13 protein-coding genes are annotated in these 19193 nt (G+C 73.8%); 3 read left to right on the top strand and 10 right to left on the bottom strand.

Annotated features, from left to right (window positions below; all coding sequences use genetic code 11):
• Positions 1-52: 52 nt before the first annotated feature.
• The 4 genes from ACWGDE_RS12500 to ACWGDE_RS12485 all read right to left on the bottom strand — a co-directional run bounded on the left by ACWGDE_RS12500 (position 53) and on the right by ACWGDE_RS12485 (position 3626).
• Positions 53-385, bottom strand: a complete 333-nt coding sequence (locus ACWGDE_RS12500; RefSeq protein ID WP_215035505.1) for a hypothetical protein — start codon at positions 383-385, stop codon at positions 53-55.
• On the bottom strand, positions 382-753 hold the full coding sequence (locus ACWGDE_RS12495) for a WhiB family transcriptional regulator (protein ID WP_453388935.1): 372 nt from the start codon (positions 751-753) through the stop codon (positions 382-384). The genes ACWGDE_RS12500 and ACWGDE_RS12495 overlap by 4 nt, the downstream gene beginning before the upstream one ends.
• Before the next feature lie 185 nt (positions 754-938).
• A complete protein-coding gene (locus tag ACWGDE_RS12490; protein WP_453388934.1) occupies positions 939-1289 on the bottom strand; it encodes a hypothetical protein in 351 nt (116 codons plus the stop codon).
• A gap of 168 nt (positions 1290-1457) precedes the next feature.
• On the bottom strand, positions 1458-3626 hold the full coding sequence (locus tag ACWGDE_RS12485) for an ATP-dependent DNA helicase UvrD2 (protein ID WP_453388933.1): 2169 nt from the start codon (positions 3624-3626) through the stop codon (positions 1458-1460).
• 158 nt (positions 3627-3784) lie between these two features.
• Between ACWGDE_RS12485 and ACWGDE_RS12480 the strand changes: the two genes are divergently transcribed.
• Positions 3785-4045, top strand: a complete 261-nt coding sequence (locus ACWGDE_RS12480) for a mycoredoxin (RefSeq protein WP_453388932.1) — start codon at positions 3785-3787, stop codon at positions 4043-4045.
• An 84-nt stretch (positions 4046-4129) separates the two neighbouring features.
• Here ACWGDE_RS12480 and nudC read toward each other — a convergent pair whose 3' ends face one another.
• From nudC to ACWGDE_RS12455, 5 genes are all read right to left on the bottom strand, one after another.
• Positions 4130-5077 carry an NAD(+) diphosphatase gene (nudC, locus tag ACWGDE_RS12475; RefSeq protein ID WP_453388931.1) on the bottom strand — a complete coding sequence of 316 codons (948 nt, stop codon included), beginning with the start codon at positions 5075-5077 and terminating at the stop codon, positions 4130-4132.
• A 78-nt stretch (positions 5078-5155) separates the two neighbouring features.
• Positions 5156-6583 carry a dipeptidase gene (locus tag ACWGDE_RS12470; protein WP_453388930.1) on the bottom strand — a complete coding sequence of 476 codons (1428 nt, stop codon included), beginning with the start codon at positions 6581-6583 and terminating at the stop codon, positions 5156-5158.
• A gap of 10 nt (positions 6584-6593) precedes the next feature.
• On the bottom strand, positions 6594-10202 hold the full coding sequence (locus ACWGDE_RS12465) for a UvrD-helicase domain-containing protein (protein ID WP_453388929.1): 3609 nt from the start codon (positions 10200-10202) through the stop codon (positions 6594-6596).
• Between the two features lie 92 nt (positions 10203-10294).
• Positions 10295-13927: a UvrD-helicase domain-containing protein gene (locus tag ACWGDE_RS12460; protein WP_453388937.1), complete on the bottom strand. Its 3633-nt coding sequence runs from the start codon at positions 13925-13927 to the stop codon at positions 10295-10297.
• Between the two features lie 222 nt (positions 13928-14149).
• A complete protein-coding gene (locus ACWGDE_RS12455; protein WP_453388928.1) occupies positions 14150-14506 on the bottom strand; it encodes an MGMT family protein in 357 nt (118 codons plus the stop codon).
• 158 nt (positions 14507-14664) lie between these two features.
• On the opposite strand from ACWGDE_RS12455, the gene ACWGDE_RS12450 reads away from it, so the two are divergent.
• Both ACWGDE_RS12450 and ACWGDE_RS12445 read left to right on the top strand, forming a co-directional pair.
• The gene (locus tag ACWGDE_RS12450; RefSeq protein WP_453388927.1) at positions 14665-17349 is read left to right on the top strand and encodes a lysylphosphatidylglycerol synthase transmembrane domain-containing protein; all 2685 of its coding nucleotides are present in this window, start codon (positions 14665-14667) and stop codon (positions 17347-17349) included.
• A gap of 133 nt (positions 17350-17482) precedes the next feature.
• Entirely contained in the window at positions 17483-18394 is a 912-nt protein-coding gene (locus ACWGDE_RS12445) for an N-acetyltransferase family protein (RefSeq protein ID WP_453388926.1), read from the top strand.
• Positions 18395-18403: 9 nt separating this feature from the next.
• Here the strand turns inward: ACWGDE_RS12445 and ACWGDE_RS12440 are convergent, their stop codons facing one another.
• A complete protein-coding gene (locus ACWGDE_RS12440) occupies positions 18404-19144 on the bottom strand; it encodes a YwiC-like family protein (RefSeq protein ID WP_453388925.1) in 741 nt (246 codons plus the stop codon).
• Positions 19145-19193 lie beyond the last annotated feature (49 nt).

Raw genomic sequence — 19193 nt, 5'->3', positions numbered from 1 at the left:
CCCCCCGGGGTGCCGCGCCGGGAGCGGAGACTCCCGGCCGCATGTGGCGCTCTTAGTGCATGACGGCCATGGCCAGCGCGCGGCGGGCGCGCAGCGAGACGCGCTCGGCTCGCCGCTGCATGCGCCGCGCGGCGACCACGCGCAGGGCGCGACGCTCGACGTCGACCTCACGCATACGGTCGGCCATATGGGCACGAGCCATGGCTTCTGGGATGAGTTGCATTTCGCGGGTCCTGTTCTGACGCGAGGTGATCGCGCCTGCGGTGATGAAGTCTGCGGTGGCGGAGCCGTGCGGCTGCTCGCTCGTGGTGGCGTGGGGGGACATGAGGGCCTGCTTCAGGGGGTCGTGCGTGAGGGGGCGGTCGATGGTTCCGTTGGCGGTCATGCCGCGACAACCGGGTTCTTGCGCGGACGGCCACGGGGGCGCTTCCGGGCTACGACGACGCCCTGGACGAAGAGCTCGCCACCCCAGACGCCCCAGGGCTCGCGGCGCTCGAGCGCACCGGCGAGGCAGGCCTCGACCAGCGGGCAGCTGGCGCAGAGGGACTTCGCGTACTCGACGTCCGCCGGGGACTCGGCGAAGAAGACCTCGGGGTCGTAGGTACGGCAGGCAACGGGTACGCCGAGGTTCTCGATGGCGTCGTCGAGCGCGGTCAGCGCGGTGAGGGGAGTCAAGGTGGAGTCCTCCGGGACTGCGGGCGGGGAGAGAGTCTGGGTCTGCGGTACGGACGGGGCGTGCGCTTCGAGTTGCACGGTGTTTTCTTCCTCGTCTTTGTCGTCTAGTCGTTCCGGCCGGTTGGCCGGGGGCGGCTGGGTACCTCTGGTCTTGCCAGTCCCGAGGCCCCTTCGCTCCGTCGTCCCTGTTCGGGGACAAACAGAAGGGCCGCGGATCCCGGGTGGGGTTCCGCGGCCCTGAAGGCGCCGGCCTGATCATGCGATCAGGCTGGATCACTCCAGGGTTCGAGCCCACGGAAGGCCCACATCAGGTGGTGCTGCTGCTTCGTCTGCGTCTTGAATCCGGCCCTGGCGGCACCGGCGGAGGCCGCGAAGCCATAGGCGCCATGCGCCTGGGCTTCCGCTGCCAGTACTGCCACCGGTGCCTGGGTCGGTCGCTCATTGCGCTCACTGACCAGCAGCGCGGCGGGCGCGGCGGCCAGGACAGGGCTGTCGGCGAGGCAAATCGCGGACAGACCGGTACCCGTGAGCGGAAGGAGCGAGGAGGAGCCGAGCGTGCAGGAAGCGGCGACCGAGCGATCGGTCATTTTGATGGTCGTCATGAAGCTGGTCACTGGTCTCGCCTCCTCTCGGCGTCTCGGGGACTCGGCCCGGAGGCCTCGTCCCATGCGTATTCGGATAAGTACAGCACGGATCCAGGGCTTCGGAGAAGCCACCGTTTCCGTTGCTAAGAACCTATGGGGATTCGCTGGGCATGTGCAAACTATTTTTCCGACGAGTTTCTACGCGTCGTCAGGATCTTCCCCCTCCGGCTCCCGACCTGCGCAGATGGCCAGCACGTCGGCTCCGTACCGCTCGAGCTTGCGACCGCCCACTCCGGAGATCATCGAGAGCTCTCCCGCCTCCGCGGGCGAGGCCTCCGCGATCGCCATCAGCGTCTTGTCCGTGAAGACGCAGTAGGCGGGCATGCCCTGGTCCTTCGCCTGGACGGCGCGCCAGTCGCGCAGCCGCTCGTAGAGTCCTTCGTCCATGTCGGACGGGCAGTCCTCGCAGCGCATCAGCTTCAGCTCGCCGGCCTCGGTCAGGGTCTTGCCGCAGACCCGGCACAGGACCGGGCCGCGGCGGCCCCGCTTGCGGGCCCCCAGGACCTCGGCCGGACCGCCCGCCTTGGTTCCCGGGGCCACGGAGCCCGGACGCAGGCCGTTCAGGAAGCGGCTGGGCCTTCGGGAGCCCCGGCCGCCCGGAGCCCGGGAGAGGGCCCAGGAGAGCGTCAGGTGGTGCCGGGCGCGGGTGACGCCGACGTAGAGCAGCCGGCGCTCCTCCTCGATCTGCTCGTCGGTCTTGGCGTAGGTGATCGGCATCATGCCGTCGGTCAGGCCGGCGAGGAACACGGCGTCCCACTCCAGGCCCTTGGCCGCGTGCAGGGAGGCGAGGGTGACGCCCTGGACGGTCGGGGCGTGCTGGGCGGCCTTGCGCTCGTCCAGCTCGGCCGTCAGGTCGGACAGGGTGGCGCCCGGCCGGGCGCGGGCGAAGTCCTCGGCGAGGCGGACCAGCGCGGCCAGCGATTCCCACTGGTCGCGCACGGCGCCGGAGCCGGCGGGCGGTTCGCCGGTCCAGCCGGTGGAGCTGAGCACGGCCCGGACCTGGGAGCCGAGTTCCACGACGTCGTCGAGGAGCCGGTCGTTGCCGCCGGAGCGGGCGGCTCCGCGCAGCGCGAGGATCGCCTTCTGCACCTCGGCGCGCTCGAAGAAGCGCTCGGCCCCCCGCAGCTGGTACGGGACGCCCGCGTCGGCGAGGGCCTGTTCGTAGACCTCGGACTGGGCGTTGATGCGGTAGAGCACGGCGATCTCGCCGGCCGGGACACCGGCGGCGATCAGGTCGCGGATCCGGCGGGCGACGCCCTCGGCCTCGGCGGGCTCGTCGGGGTACTCGGCGTAGACCGGGTCGGGGCCGGTCTCGCGCTGGGAGATCAGCTCCAGGCGGTGCTCTGCGGCGCGCCCCTTGGCCTGGGCGAGGAGCCCGTTGGCGAGGTGGACCACCTGGGGGGTGGAGCGGTAGTCGCGGACCAGCTTGACCACCGTGGCCTGCGGGTACTTGGTGCGGAAGTTCAGCAGGTGGTCGGGGGTGGCGCCGGTGAAGGAGTAGATCGTCTGGCTGGCGTCGCCGACGACGCAGAGGCTGTCGCGCTCGCCGAGCCAGAGGTCGAGCAGCCGCTGCTGGAGCGGGCTGACGTCCTGGTACTCGTCCACCACGAAGTGCTGGTACTGGCTGCGGATCTGCTCGGCGATGTCGTGGCGGTCCTGCAGGATGCCGACGGTGAGGAGGAGCACGTCCTCGAAGTCGATCATGCCGCGGTCACGCTTGAGCTGTTCGTACGTCCCGTAGATCTGGGCGATCTCGGCCAGGTCCCGGGGGGCCTCGCGGCCGGACTTGAGGGCGGCCGCGGGATAGTCCGCGGGCACGGTCTGGGTGACCTTCGCCCACTCGATCTCGCCGGTGACGTCGCGCAGCTCGTTGCGGTCGAGGCGGATGCGGCAGCGCGCGCCCGCCTCCGCGACGAACTGGATCTTGCGCTCCAGCAGCCGGGGCACGTCGCCGCCGACCGCTTTCGGCCAGAAGTACTGGAGCTGGCGCAGGGCGGCGGAGTGGAACGTGCGCGCCTGCACCCCGCCGGCGCCGAGCTCGCGCAGGCGGCCGCGCATCTCGCCCGCGGCGCGGTTGGTGAAGGTGACGGCCAGCACGCTCGCCGGCATCAGCTGCCCGGACCGGACCCCGTAGGCGATGCGGTGGGTGATCGCCCGGGTCTTGCCAGTACCGGCGCCCGCCAGCACGCACACCGGCCCGCGCAGGGTCGTCGCGACCTCGCGCTGCTCCGGGTCCAGGCCCAGGAGCACCGCGTCGGCCGAGTCGGCGCCGGCCGTGAAGGATGAGGAGTGCGTTGCTGCTGTCACCCCGCCATGCTGCCAGGTCTCGTGGGGAGGGCGGGAAACTTGTCCACAGGCCCGCCCCGCCGGTCGTACCGGTGCGCAATGCGGGGCCGGGGAATGGCCGGGCGGTCCCGTACGTTCGAGTACTCGGACCAACGAGCCTTCACAAAGGAGACCGCAGCATGCAGGACACGGGCACCGTCACGATGTACAGCACGACCTGGTGCGGCTACTGCAACCGGCTGAAGAAGCAGCTGGACCGGGAAGGCATCGCCTACAACGAGATCAACATCGAGCTGGACCCGGAGTCCGCGGCGTTCGTGGAGAAGGCGAACGGCGGCAACCAGACGGTTCCCACCGTCCTCGTGAAGTCCTCCGCCGGCAGCGAGTCCGTCATGACGAACCCGAGCCTGGCCCAGGTCAAGCAGGCCCTCGCCGTCTGATCCGCCGATCCGGCAAGAAAGGCCCCCGCCTCGGCGGGGGCCTTCTGCTGTGACGAACCCGACAGCCGACGGGCCGCCGGACGGCTAGGCCTTCGGCCGCGGCAGCGGCTGTCCGTACCAGAGCTCGACCAGCCGGGCCGCGATGGAGATGCCCGCGGGCGGCAGCACCTCGCCCGTCTCGATCGCCGCGCGCAGGTCCTCGCGGGAGAACCAGCGGGCCTCCTGGATCTCCTCGCCGTCGACCGTGATCTCGGAGGTGGTGGCGCGGGCCGTGAAGCCCAGCATCAGGCTGTACGGGAACGGCCAGGGCTGGCTGGCGATGTAGTCGACCTCGCCGACCCTGACGCCCGCCTCCTCCCACACCTCGCGGATGACGGACTGCTCGATGGACTCGCCCGGCTCCACGAAGCCGGCCAGCGTCGAGAAGCGCCCCTCCGGCCAGTGCACCTGGCGGCCCAGCAGCGCGCGGTCCTGCTCGTCCGTGACCAGCATGATCACGGCCGGGTCGGTGCGCGGGTAGTGCTCGGCGCCGCAGCCCGGGCAGCGGCGGATGTGCCCGGCCGCCGCGACCACCGTGCGCTCGCCGCAGCGGGAGCAGAAGCGGTGCATGCGCTGCCAGTTCTCCAGCGCCACCGCGTGCACCATCAGCCCGGCGTCCCGCGGGGAGAGCAGCATCCCGGCCTCGCGCAGGCCGGCCGGGCGGGCCGACTGGTCCATGCGGCCGGGCAGCGAGTCCTTCTGCAGCGCGAAGTACCGTACGCCGTCCTCGTCGGTGCCCAGGAAGTACCGGTGGGTCTCGGTGACCGGGGCCTCGAAGGCCGGGGTCATCACGATGCCGGTGCCGCCGTCGGCGGTGTCGTCGATCAGGACCTGGCCGCCCGAGACCACGAAGACGCGGGTGCTCGGGTGGCTCCAGGCTGCGGCGAGCCACGCCTCGTCGAGGCGGTGGTGCGCTGCCCGGTCGATGCCGCTGGGCGCGGCGAGCGAGATCGGGCGCTCGTGCTCGGTATGGGTGCTCACAGGTACTTCCAACTCCCCCGGTGGTGGGACACAGGCAGGCTCAGCAGGACGGGTGTGCGGCGGGCGGTGACGGTGGCGGCGGGCGAGGGCTCAGGCGGGTCCGGCCGGCTTCCAGTGGGCGGCCAGGTCGCCCCAGAGGTACGCCGTCGTCTCGACTCCCTTGGCGAGCAGATCGAGCTCCACCTTCTCGTTCGGCGAGTGCCAGCCGTCGGAGGGCACGGAGATCCCGAGGAACAGTACGGGGGCGTGCAGCACGTCCTGGAGGTCCGCCGCCGGCCCGGAGCCGCCCTCGCGGGTGAAGCGGATCTTCTGGCCGAAGGCCCGTCCCATGGCCCGGACGACCGACTGCAGCGCCGGGTGGTCCAGCGGGGTCAGGCACGGCCGGGTCGGGGCGCCGAAGGTGACGGCGGACCGGATTCCGTCCGGGACGCGCTCGGCGACCCACCGCGCGACGGCGGCCTCGATCGCGTACGGGTCCTGCCCGGAGACCAGGCGGAACGACAGCTTCAGGTGCGCGGAGGCGGGCACGATGGTCTTCCCGCCGGGGCCCTGGTAGCCGCCGCCGATGCCGTTGACCTCGGCGGTCGGACGGGCCCAGACGCGCTCCAGCGTGGAGTAGCCGGCCTCGCCGGCGGCCGCGTACGACTTGGCCGTACGGAGCCACTCGCTCTCGTCGAAGGGGAGCTCGGCGATCAGCTCGCGCTCGGCGTCCGTGAGCTCGGCGATGTTGTCGTAGAAGCCGGGGATCGTGACCCGCTCGTCCTCGTCGTGCAGGGCCGCGACGATGCGGGCCGCGACGGTGGCCGGATTCGGCACGGCACCGCCGAAGGCACCCGAGTGGATGTCCTGGTCCGGGCCGAACAGGTCGATCTCGCAGTCGGCCACGCCGCGCATGCCGGTGCAGACGGTGGGGGTGGTCTCGGACCACATTCCGGTGTCGGAGACGATCACGATGTCGGCGGCGAGGCGCGTCGCCTCGCGCTCGACCAGGGCGCGGAAGTGCGGGGAGCCCGACTCCTCCTCGCCCTCGATGATCAGCTTGAGGTTCACGGCGGGGGCGGACGCGCCGGTCGCGGCGAGGTGCGCGCGCACGCCGAGGGTGTGGAAGAACACCTGGCCCTTGTCGTCGGCGGCGCCGCGCCCGTACATCCGGCCGTCCTTGATCACCGGCTCGAACGGGTCGGTGTGCCAGCCGTCGGCGAGGTCGGCGGGCTGCACGTCGTGGTGCCCGTAGACCAGGACGGTCGGGGCCGCGGGGTCCTCGCTCGGCCACTGGGCGAAGACGGCGGGCGCGCCGGGGGCGGCCTCGGTCCCCGTGGACCAGACCTCGGTGACCGGGAAACCGGTCTCCTTCAGCTTCGCGGCGAGCCAGTCGGCGCTGCGCCGTACGTCGTCCGCGTGCTCGGGCTGGGCCGAGACGGAGGGGATGCGCAGCCACTCCGCGAGGTCGTCGAGAAAGGCGGCGCGGTGCGTGTCGATGTACGCGCGGACGACGCTGTCCGCCGGGGTGTCGCTCATGGATACGAGCCTAGCCTTCTGTTCGGTAGGTGCTTTCCGTGTCCGATTTGCCTTGGAGGATCTGCTCAAGGCGGGCGCGGCCGGGGAGGTTGCGGGGGCGGACGACGCGGCCGCTGCGGACGTGCAGGAAGGCGGCGGTGACCTCGTCGAGGGGGGTGTTCGTGGCCTCCGACCAGGCCAGGCGGTAGACGGCGAGCTGGAGGGGGTCCGCCTCGGCGGTCCGGCCGGTCTTCCAGTCGACGATCTCGTACGTGCCGTCGGGGCCGCGGTACACGGCGTCGATCCGGCCACGGATCACCCGGCCCGCGAGGGTCAGCTGGACCGGGACCTCCATGCGGTACGGGGTGCGGTCGGCGTACTCGCTCCGCTCGAAGGCCGCCTTCAGGGACTCCAGGTCGGCCTCGTCGGCGATGTCCTGTCCGGAGCCGGCGCCGGGGAGCTCGGCGGCGGGGTCGAGGACGTCGAGGAGCGGGAGGGGGAGCTCCTCGAACCGGGACTCCACCCAGGCGTGGAAGCGGGTGCCCTGGCGCGCCGCGGGCTGCGGGGGCTTGGGCATGGGGCGGGCGAGCTCGCGTACGAAGCCCTGCTCGTCGGCGGCGAGGCGCAGCAGCTGGCTGGCGGAGAGCGCGGAGGGGAGCTCCACGTCGCGGACGGCCGCCCTGGCGCGGCGGAGCTCGCCCTCCAGGGCGTCCAGGTCGCGGTCCCATGAGGCGATGGCGCGGGCCTCCTCGGGGGTGAGGCCGTCGGAACGCGGCACGGGCCGCGCCCGGTCCCCGTCCTCGGGCCACAGGTCGTCGTCGCCGGGGGCACTGGGGCGCGGCGCGGGCCGCGCCCAGCCTTCGGCCTCCGGCCACAGGTCGTCGTCGCCGGGCGCGGCGGGGCGCGGCGCGGCCCCGGCCCAGTCCTCGGGCTCCGGCCACGGGTCGTCCTCGGCGGGGCGCGGCGTGGCCTCGGCCCAGGGCTCGGGCTCCGGCCAGGGGTGGTCTTCGGGTTCCTGGTCGTAGGCGGGGTCTTCGCAGGCCGGGGGCCAGAGGTAGGTGGTCTCGGGGTCGGTCCGGGGTGGGGGTGTCGTGAGGTGGGATTCGACCAGGGCCGCGGCCGCTCGGCGCAGGGCCAGGGACTCGGGGTCCAGCGGGAGGGGCCAGGAGTGGTCCGGGGTGGACTCCGTGGCCAGGGCCGGGTTCTCGGCGTCCGGCGCGGGGGTGTCGGCCCAGGCTTCGATCTCCCCGTGGCCCGCCACGCAGTGGTCGTACAGGGCGGTGAGGAAGGCGGAGGGGCCGCGCCGCTTCTTCTGCGTCGGGCCCCACCAGTGGCCCGACGCGAGGAGGAGGGAGCGGGGGCGGGTGAAGGTGACGTAGCCGAGGCGGAGTTCCTCCACCGCCTTGTGGGATTTGAGGGCCGACTTGAAGGACTTCAGGCCGGCCGCGGTCCACTCCGGGGTGGGCGGGAGGGTCGGCGCGTCGCCGCGCAGGGCGTACGGGAGGACCTTCGCGTACGAGGTCCAGGCCTCGGGGGCCTTCTCCTTCGGGAACGAGCCCGCGCAGAGGTCGGGGACCACGACCACGTCCCACTCCAGGCCCTTGGATTTGTGGGCCGTGAGCACCTTGACCGTGTTCTCCCCGCCGGGGAGGGCATGGTCCAGGCCCTTTTCGTACTGGGCCGCCGTGTGCAGGAAGCCGAGGAAGGCCAGCAGGGAGGCCTCGCCGTCGAGGGAGGCGAAGCCGGCCGCCACGTCCATGAAGCTCGACAGGGTCTCCCTGCGGCGGGCCGCCAGCGCGTGCGGGGACGCGGCCAGCTCCACGTCGAGGCCGGTCGTCGACAGGACGCGGTGGAGGACGTCCATCAGGGGGTCCGAGAGCGAACGCCGCAGGTCGCGCAGCTCCTGCGCCAGGTGCGCGAACCGGACCCGGGCGGCGGCGGAGAACGGCAGCTCGGCGGGACCGGAACCCGAACCGGAGCCGGAGCCGGAACCCGAGCCCGAGCCGGACGTCGAGCCGTCCAGGAACGTTTCCAGCGCGTCCGCCAGCGACACGATTTCCGCCGGGTCGACGCCCTCCACCGCCGCCGCCAGACGGTCGTCGTCCCCGCCGCCGCCCGGCGCCCGGGCGATCAGCGTGCGCGCCAGGCGGCCCAGCAGCGCCAGGTCCCGCGCGCCGATCCGCCAGCGCGGCCCGATGAGCAGCCGGACCAGGGAGGCGTTGGCGCCCGGGTCCTGGAGGACCTCGCAGACGGCGATGAGGTCGGCGACCTCCGGGAGGTGCAGGAGACCGGCGAGCCCGACCACCTCGACGGGGACGTCCCGCTCGACCAGCACCGCCTGGATGCGCGCGAAGTCCCCGGCCGAGCGGCACAGGACGGCGATCTCGCGCGGCTCCGTTCCCGTGCGGACCAGGTGGGCGACGGAGTCGCCGAGCCAGTCGAGCTCCTGCTCGTGGGTCTCCAGCAGCGCGCAGCGCACCGTGCCGTCGTACTCGGCGCCCGGCGCGGGGCGCAGGGCCTCGACGCCCTCGTGCATCGCGCGCAGCGGCTCGGCGAGCTCGTTGGCCAGTTCGAGGAGGCGGCCGCCGCTGCGCCGGTTCTCGCTGAGGGAGAAGCGGGTGGCGGGGCTGCCGTCGGCGTGCGGGAAGTGCTCGGGGAAGTCGTCGAGGTTGGCCACGGAGGCGCCGCGCCAGCCGTAGATGGCCTGGCAGGGGTCGCCGACGGCGGTCACCGCGTGCCCGGTGCCCCCGCCGAACAGTCCGGACAGCAGCAGCCGCTGCGCGACGGAGGTGTCCTGGTACTCGTCGAGCAGGACGACCCGGAACTCCTCGCGCAGCAGCGCCCCGACCTCGGGCCGGGTGGTGGCCAGCTGCGCGGAGAGGGCTATCTGGTCGCTGAAGTCGAGGAGGTCGCGGGAGCGTTTGGCGGCGCGGTAGCGCTCGGTCAGCTCCAGCAGTTCGAGGCGGCCGCGTACGGCCTCGGGCACCTTGCGCAGGTCCTCGTTGCTCAGCTTGGTGTCCGCGAGGACGGAGAGCAGGTCGGTGTCGTACGCGCGCAGCCGCTCCGGCGGTACGAGGTGCTCGGAGAGCTCCCCGTCGAGCGCGAGCAGGTCGCTGACCAGGTCGGGAAGGGATTTGGTGAGCGCCGGATACGGCCCGGGGGCCTCGCGGAGCACCCGGGCGGCGAGCTGGAAGCGGGTGGCGTCGGCGAGCAGCCGGGCGCTGGGCTCCAGCCCGATCCGCATGCCGTGGTCCTTGAGGAGCTGTCCGGCGAAGGCGTGGTACGTGGAGATGCGCGGCTCGCCGCCGACGGAGTCGGCCTCGGCCGGGGAGGGGTCCGGATCGCTGATGCCGGCCCGCGCGAGGGCCCCCCGTACACGCTCGGCGAGCTCGCCGGCGGCCTTGTTGGTGAAGGTCAGCCCGAGGACCTGTTCGGGTGCGACCGCGCCGGTGCCGACCAGCCACACCACGCGGGCGGCCATGACGGTGGTCTTGCCGGAGCCCGCGCCGGCGACGATGACCTGGGGGGCGGCCGGGGCGGTGACGCAGGCCATCTGTTCGGGCGTGAAGGGGATCCCCAGGAGCTCCTTGAGCTGCTCGGGATCGGTGAGGACCGGGGAGGCGGGCGGACGCGCGGACACGTAAAAAGGCTAGCCGCCCCCACCGACACTCCCCGCCGCCCGCGTCCGCCGGGCTGGTGCCGCCCGGCCGCTGCGCGGTCCGGCAGCGCCGCCTACTCGACCGTCTGGCGGCCTTCGGGGCGGGCGCTGCACGAGGCGCGGAAGGAGCAGTGGTCGCAGTGCTTGCCGAGGGCGGGGGCGAAGCGCTCTTCGAGGACCCGGCCGGCGGCGGTGGCGAGCAGGTCGCCGACCCATTCGCCGGAGGCGCCGCCCTCCAGTGCCTGCTGCGCCTGGATCCTGGGGACGGTGTCCCCGCCGTCGCGCTGGGCGGCGCCCTGGCGCAGTTGGACGAGCTCGGCGCCGCCCGGTTCGGGGCGCAGGCCGTCGAAGACCTCGTCCACGGCTCCCTCGCGCACGGCGAGCTGGTAGACGGCGAGCTGCGGGTGGCGGTCGACCTCGTTCTTCGTCGGCGAGGACTTGCCGGTCTTGAAGTCGACGACGTACGCGCGCCCCTGCGGGTCCGCCTCGACCCGGTCCATGGACCCCCGGACGCGGACGGCGTACTCGCCCGCCTCGAGGGTGACGTCGAAGTCGTGCTCCGTGGCCACGGAAGCCCGGCCCCCGCGGTCGGTGGTGTGCCAGCGCAGGAAGCGCTCCAGGGCGGCGCGGGCGTTGTCCTTCTCCTGCCGCGACTTCCAGGGGGCGTCGAAGGCGAGCGAGTCCCAGACGGTGTCGAGGCGTTCCATCAGGACGGCGAGGTCGGCGGGGGTGCGGCCGGAGGCGACCTCGTCGGCGAGGACGTGCACGACGTTGCCGAAGCCCTGGGCGGCGGTGGAGGGGGCGTCGGCCTTGACCTCGCGGCCCAGGAACCACTGGAGGGAGCAGGTGTTGGCGAGCTGGTCCAGGGCGGAGCCGGACAGGGCGACGGGCCGGTCCCGGTCGCGGAGCGGGACGCTGCTGCGGGTGGGCTCGTACAGGCCCCACCAGCGCTGCGGGTGGGCGGCGGGGACGAGCGGGCGGTCCTCGTCGTCGGTGAGCACGGCGAGGCGGGCCAGGCGCCGGGCGGCGGCCTCGCGCAGCGCGGGCGAGGCGTCGGGGTCGACGGTGGTGGCGCGGAGCTCGGCGACGAGCGCGGGCACGGCGAGGGGGCGGCGGGGGCGGCCGGTGACGTCCTTGACCGGTACGCCGAGCTCGGTGAGGAAGCGGGAGGGCTGGTCGCCGTCGTCGGCGGGGGCCTTGACGGCGGTGACGACGAGGCGGTCGCGGGCGCGGGTGGCGGCGACGTAGAAGAGGCGGCGTTCCTCGGCGAGGAGTGCGCCGGGGGTGAGGGGTTCGGCGAGGCCGTCGCGTCCGATGCGGTCGGCTTCGAGGAGGGAGCCGCGGCGGCGCAGGTCGGGCCAGAGCCCTTCCTGGACGCCGGCGACGACGACGAGTCCCCACTCCAGGCCCTTGGAGCGGTGGGCGGTCATGAGGCGGACGGCTTCGCGGCGGGTGGCCTTGGCGGTCAGGGTGTCGCCCGCGATGTCCTCGGCCTCGAGCTGTTCGAGGAAGTTGAGGGCGCCCGCGCCGCCGGTACGTTCCTCCGCGCGGGCGGCGGTGTCGAAGAGCGCGCAGACGGCGTCGAGGTCGCGGTCGGCGTTGCGGCCGGCGGGGCCGCCGCGGCGGGCGCTGCGCTCCAGGCGCTGGGGCCAGGGGGTGCCGTCCCAGAGGGTCCACAGGACCTCTTCGGCGGTGCCGCCGCCGGCGAGGAGCTCGCGGGCCTTGCGCAGCAGCAGCCCGAGGCGTTGCGCTCCGCGGGCGTAGGCGGGGTCGTGCGCGACGAGCCGCTCGGGCTCCGCGAGGGCGCGGGCGAGCAGGACGTCGGAGGGCGCCGGGGTCTTGATCCCGGCGGCCCGCTCCTCGTCGCGCAGCGCGCGCCCGAGGCGCCGCAGATCGGCGGAGTCCATCCCCCCGAGCGGCGAGGCGAGCAGCACGAGCGCGGCCTCGACCCCGATCCACCCGGCGTCATGGCCGTCGCCGGCCCGGCCGGACTCGACGGCAGCTGGAACGTCCCCGGCGGGGCTGTCCCCGGCGGCGGGGGAGGTTTCCCGCCCACCCGCCCCGAGGTTGCGAGCGAGCTCGCCCACCCGGGCGTCGACGACACCGCCGACTCCGTCGGCGAGGCGGTCCGCGCCGGAGGCCGGCGCGTCCGCCGCGTCGGCGCCGGTACCGCCTTGGGCGACCCAGTCGTCGGAGAGCCGGCCGACGTCGGAGGCCGACGCGTCGGCGAGGGGGCCGGAGGCAGGGTCGGGGGTCGTGGTCGGGGCGAGTCCGGCGCTGGGGCCCGTGCCCGAGCCCGCGCCTAGGTCCGTCTCGGAGCCCGCGTCGGGGCCCGCCTCAGGACCCGGCTCGGAGCCCGCACCGGGGCCCGTCTCGGGGCCCGGATCCAGGCCCGTGTCCGGGCCCGTCAGGGCCAGGGTGCGGAGGGCTGTGAGGAGGGGGGCTATCGCCGGTTCGTGGCGGAGGGGGGTGTCCGTGCCGTCCGTTTCGGCCGGGACGCCCGCCGCGATCAGGGCGCGGCGCATCTGCGGGAGGGTGCGGCCGCCCGCGCGGACCAGGACGGCCATGTCCTGCCACGGCACGCCCTCCTCCAGGTGGGCCCGGCGCAGGATGTCGGCGATGTTGTCCAGTTCCGCGCCGGCCGTCGGGTAGGTGAACACCTCGACCCGGCCGCCCTCGCGGGTCGAGGCGAGCGCGCGGTGGGCCCGTACCGCCGCCGAGGGCAGGCGCGGCATCGGCATGCGGGTCGTCAGCTGCCGGGTGGCGGCCAGGAGGGCGGAGGAGGAGCGGCGGGAGACCGTCAGGGCGCGGACGGACGCTCCCGGGAAGGACGCCTCGAAGTCCAGGATGTTGTTGATGTCCGCGCCGCGGAAGGCGTAGATCGACTGGTCCGGGTCGCCGAAGGCGGTGAGCCGGCCGCCGGGACCGGCCAGCGCGCGCAGCAGGCGCAGCTGCGAGGCGTCCGTGTCCTGGTACTCGTCGACGTAGATCACGTCGTACAGGGAGGACACCTCGGGCGTGCGCTCCGCCAGCAGCACCGCGCGGTGGAGGAGTTCGGCGTAGTCCAGGGTGCCCTGGAGGTCCAGGACGTCGAGGTACTCGGAGAGGAAGGCCGCGGCGGCCTTCCAGTCGGGCCGGCCGATGCGGGAGGCGAAGTCCGAGAGGGCGGCGGGGCCCAGGCCCAGCTCGCGGGCGCGGGCCAGGACCGCGCGGACCTCGTCGGCGAAGCCCCGCGTGGTCAGCGCGGCCCGCAGGTCGTCCGGCCAGCGGATCGAGCGGATCCGGCGCTGGCCCTCCAGCAGGGTGCGGACCATGACGTCCTGCTCCGGACCGGACAGCAGTCGCAGCGGGTCCGCGAACAGGTCGGTGTCCTGGTGGGCGCGGACCAGTCCGTAGCAGAAGGAGTGGAAGGTGGTGGCCTGCGGGGCGCGGGCGCCGCCGAGGCGCAGGGCGGTACGGTCGCGCAGTTCCACCGCGGCCTTGCGGCTGAAGGTGAGGATCAGGACGCGGGCGGGGTCGGTGCCGGCCTCGACGCGGGCGGCGACCGCCTCGACCAGCGTGGTCGTCTTGCCGGAGCCCGGTCCGGCGAGGACCAGCAGAGGTCCGCCGGCGTGGTCAACCACCGCGCGCTGCGCTGCGTCCAGCACAGGGGGATCCACCCGCTGCGGCCCGGTGCGCACCAGGCGGTACGCGTCGGGGGTCCGCATACGCCGCCGCTCGGAGCGGTGGCCGTCGGAGGAAGAGGTGTTCACGTGGGGTGCCGGTCCTGGTGGGTCTGCGGTCGTCGCGGTGGTGCCGGCCGAAGCCGAAGAGGCAACGCTACGGCAACCCGCGCGCCCCGCGCAGTGCCATCCGGTCCCACGCATCCCTCGTACGGGGCTTCGTACGTCCCTTCGACCGCCCGCTCGGGCCCCGCATGGCCGAAGCTGTCACATGTGAGCTTCGTCCCGCGCTGTACCCCCGGCGTCCCCGTCCCAGCGCGCCCGCCGCATGTCCAGGCGCGGTTCGCCGGCGCCGGTCAGGCGCAGCGGGGTGGCCTCGGCGCGGTAGTGCTCCAGCGCGCGCAGCTCGCTGCCGGGCAGCGGCCGGCCGTCCGCCCGCACCACCCGCCACCAGGGCACCGCTCCCCCGTACAGCGCCATGACGCGGCCGACCTGACGGGGTCCCCCCTCGTCGAGCCATTCCGCGACGTCGCCGTACGTCATCACCCGGCCGGGCGGAATCCGCTCGGCCGCCTCCAGCACCCGCTCCGCGTACGCCGGCAGCTCTTCGCTCATTCGGCCCATGGTGCCGCACGGGAACGACAAGAGTGCGGAGGCTCTGGTTCCACACCGGCTCGCACCCTGATGCCCCGGACGGCCGTCAGTCCGTGCCACCATCTTCCGGGCGGTGACGCGTGATACGTGATCAAGAAGAGACGGTAGTGACGGGAAGGGAGCAGGGTGTGAGTCCTCCGGACGGAGACTCCAGAGACGCCGGGGACTCCAGGGGCGCCGAAGACGCGGAAGACGCCAAGGCCTCCGCGGCGCCCGGGGCCCCGCACGAGCACACCCCTGCCGCCGTCGACCAGGTCGAGGTCGACGAACCGCTGCTGGCCGCCCGCGTGCACCGCCCGTCCGACCTCGTCCGGCTCCTGGTCGGCATCCTGGGCATCGCCCTGGTCCTCGGCATCGCCGCCTTCGCCCAGCGGACCACCGCGGGCCTGGAGCAGGACATCAGCAACGGCACGGGGCAGGCCCCGGACGTACTGATCAAGGTCGCCGGGCTCGTGTCCAGCATCGCCGTGCTCCTCGTGCCCGTGGCCTTCGCCATCGAGCGGCTGATCAAGCGCGACGGGCTGCGCATCGCCGACGGCGTGCTCGCCGCCGTCCTCGCGCACGGGGTCACCCTCGCCACCGACCTGTGGGTCTCCCAGGCCGCCTCCGAGACCATCCAGGAGGCGCTGACCCGGCCCAACGGGGTCGGCGGGGCCCTCACCGATCCGGTGCACGGCTACCTCGCGCCCGTGATCGCGTACATGACGGCCGTCGGGATGACGCGCCGGCCGCGCTGGCGGGTCGCGCTGTGGGTGGTCCTGCTGCTGGACGCCTTCGCGATGCTGGTCAGCGGCTACACCACCCCCTTCTCGATCATCCTGACCGTGCTCATCGGCTGGAGCGTCGCGTACGGAACGCTGTACGCGGTCGGCTCGCCGAACGTCCGGCCCACCGGGCAGAACCTCCTCGCGGGCCTCCGCCGGGTCGGCTTCCAGCCGGTCAGCGCGATGCGCGCGGAGTCCCCCGAGGGGCCCGACAGCGCCGAGGTCAGCGACCGGGGCCGGCGCTACCACGTCACCCTGGAGGACGGCCCGCCGCTGGACGTCACCGTCGTGGACCGCGAGCAGCAGGCCCAGGGCTTCTACTACCGGGTCTGGCGGCGCCTGACCCTGCGCGGCATCACCACCCGGCGCAGCCTGCAGTCGCTGCGCCAGGCGCTGGAGCAGGAGGCGCTGCTCGCGTACGCGGCCATCGCCGCCGGGGCCAACGCGCCCAAGCTCATCGCCACCTCCGAGCTGGGCCCGGACGCCGTGATGCTCGTCTACGAGCACCTGGGCGGCCGGAGCCTGGACCAGCTGTCCGACGAGGAGATCACCGACGGGCTGAGCCGCAACGCGTGGCAGCAGGTACGGGCCCTGCAGTCGCGGCGGATCGCCCACCGGCGGCTCACCGGGGACGCGCTCGTGGTGGATCGTTCCGGCAGCGTCACCCTGACCGACCTGCGCGGCGGGGAGATCGCGGCGGGCGACCTCGTCCTCCGCATGGACATCGCCCAGCTGCTCACCACCCTCGGCCTGCGGGTCGGCGCCGAACGCTCGGTCGCCTCGGCGGTGTCGGTGCTCGGCCCGGACGCGGTGGCGGACTGCCTGCCGCTGCTCCAGCCGATCGCGCTGAGCCGCTCGACGCGGGCGACGCTGCGCAAGCTCGCGCGCGAGCGCGCGGACCGCGAGCGGGAGGCGGTACTGGAGTCCTCGCGGGCGGCGAAGGCGGCCCGCGAGGCCGACTCCGCCTCGCCGGCCTCCCGCTCGGCCGCCGACCGCAAGGCCGAGAAGAAGGCGCTGGACGACGCGCTCGACGGGGCCCGCGAGGAGGACCTGCTGAGCCAGATCCGCCAGCAGGTGCTGCTGATCCGCCCGCAGGCGCCGGTGGAGCCGGCCCGCCTGGAGCGCATCCGGCCGCGCACGCTGGTGTCGTTCATCGCGGGTGCCTTCGGCGCGTACTTCCTGCTGACGCAGCTCGCCCACGTGAACTTCGCGACGATCGTCGCCGAGGCGCGGTGGGGCTGGGTCGGGGCGGCGCTGGCCTTCTCGGCGCTCACCTACTTCGCGGCGGCGATGAGCCTGCTGGGCTTCGTGCCCGAGCGGGTGCCGTTCCTGCGGACCGTACTGGCGCAGGTCGCCGGCTCCTTCGTGAAGCTGGTGGCTCCCGCGGCGGTCGGCGGTGTCGCGCTCAACACCCGCTTCCTCCAGCGGGCGGGCATCCGGCCGGGGCTGGCGGTGGCCAGTGTCGGCGCCTCCCAGCTCTTCGGGCTGGCCAGCCACATCCTGCTGCTGCTGTCCTTCGGCTATCTGACGGGGACGGAGAAGACCCCCGAGATGACCCCCTCCAGGACGGTCATCGCCGGCCTGCTCACGGTGGCCGTACTGGTGCTGGTCGTGACGGCGGTGCCGTTCCTGCGCAAGTTCGTGGCGACCCGGGTGCGGGCGCTGTTCGCGGGCGTGGTGCCGCGCATGCTGGACGTCCTGCAGCGGCCGCAGAAGCTGCTGACGGGCATCGGCGGGATGCTGCTGCTGACCGGCTGCTTCGTCATGTGCCTGGACGCCTCGATCCGCGCGTTCGGCGGCGGCGAGGCCATCAGCTACGCGAGCATCGCGGTCGTCTTCCTGGCGGGCAACGCGCTGGGTTCGGCGGCGCCGACGCCGGGCGGCATCGGCGCGGTGGAGACCACGCTGACGCTGGGCCTGATCGCGGCGGGGCTGGAGAACCAGGTGGCGATCTCGGCGGTGCTGCTGTTCCGGCTGATGACGTTCTGGCTGCCGGTGCTGCCGGGGTGGCTCTCGTTCAACTTCCTGACGCGCAAAGAGGCGATCTGAGAGGCGATCCGAGGGCCGCTCCGCGGAGCGGCCCTCCGGGGCGGCGGCCCGGATCGGGGCCCGGATCGGTGCCTGGATCGGAGGCCCGGAAAAACCGGCGGATTCCGTCGGCTCCCCTGCCTAGGCTGGGCGGATGAACGGGATCGAGATAGTCGCCGACCACGGCGAGTGGCGGGGCGGGTTCGAGGAGCGGGTGCTGGCCGGGTACCGGGCGGCGGGGTGCTCGGAGCCGCTGGCCCGGGCCCTGCTGGAGCGGGCGTCGAAGGGGATCGACGACTGGACGGTGGCCACGGACGGCACCGGGTGGATCGCGGTCGGGGTGTCCGAGGACAGCGGGTCGGCCGTGGGCAGGATCCACGACCTGACGGCGGCGGCAGCGGCGGGGCGCGAGTGGGCCGAGCGGTGGTGCGCCGAGCGGGGCGCGGAGCGCGTGGAGGTCCGCGTCACGGGAGGCGTGACCGGCGACGCAACCGCAGGCCCGACCGGGGACGGATCCGGCGGCACGGCCGGGGTCTTCGCCGGCTACCCCGTACGCGGACAGAACCGGATGCGCGCGGCGGCCGAGCGGCCCGAGCTGCCGGCCGGGCTGAACGTCCGCCGGCTCACCGAGGCTGAGTACCCCGGCTGGTACGCCGGCGAGGAGGCCGCCTACATCGCGGACATCGTCCGGGCCGGGGCCCTGACCCCGGAGCAGGCCAAGGAGAAGTCCGACCAGGACTTCGCCCGCCACCTCCCGCAGGGCTTCCACACCCCGGGGCACGCCTTCTACGCGCTGGAGGCCGACGGGCAGGTGGTCGGCACGGGCTGGGTGAACCACGGGTTCCTGCCGGGCGTGACCTTCGGCTTCTCGCTGGAGGTGTACGAGGAGCACCGCGGCAAGGGCTACGGCCGGGCCGCGATGACCGTCGGCGAGTGGGCCACCCGCCAGGGCGGGGACGAGGCGATGATGTTCAACGTCTTCGGCGGCAACGAGGTCGCGATGAGCCTGTACGACAGCACCGGTTTCGCCGTGCTGGACGAGTTCCGCTCGATCCCGCTCCGGTGACCCGTCGGGTCAGAAGAGCAGCAGCAGGGACGTGAGCAGGGCGGCCGACCCGGCGATTTCGATCGCGCCGACCACGGGGACCTTGACCCCGCGCCCCGGGAGGACGGCCGCGCGGGCCAGGTAGGCCGCGAAGGGGATCGCCAGCCACGGCGACAGGCAGGCCGCCAGGGCCAGGGCCGCCGCGTGGTAGGCCACCGAACCGCGGTGGTACGTACGGGAGTCGCGTTCCCTGATCATCGTCTTCACGTACGGGACGGTCCCGGCGAAGTACAGCAGGCAGGCGGCGGCGGGCGGCCACGGCAGCCCGCCCCCGCCCAGCCGTGCGGCGACCAGCAGCATCCCGCACGCCGGGACCACCGCCGCCAGCCCGTTCAGCAGCGCCCGCTCCCGGTTGCGGTACGCGTACCGGGTGTTCACCGCCACGAAGGGCGCCGCGGCCGCGCCGGCGAGCAGCAGCCAGGGGTGGAGCACCGCGAGCGGGACGCCCGCCAGGGCCGTGGCCCCGCCGAGGACGAGCGCCGGGCGGACGTGGCGCCGGGCCACCGCGGGACGGCGCGCCGCGACCCGGCGCAGGCGCAGCCACTGCTGTCCGTGGAAGACCGCGGCGTAGCCGAGCAGCCAGGCCGCCAGGAGCGGCACGTGCCGCCACCCCGGGTGCGGGGAGAGGAAGGTGCCCGCGAGGAACGGCACGGTGAGCATCGCCCAGGCCCCGTGCTGGTCCGGTATCCAGGAGGCGTTCTTCGACGACACGTTCCGACCCTTTCGGAAATTGGTATGCGAGGCCGTAATTTTCCGGTTC

This window comes from Streptomyces sp. NPDC054956 (assembly GCF_053609185.1).
Note: the sequence above shows the minus strand (reverse complement) of the source record. Positions and strands in the feature narration are given on the sequence as shown.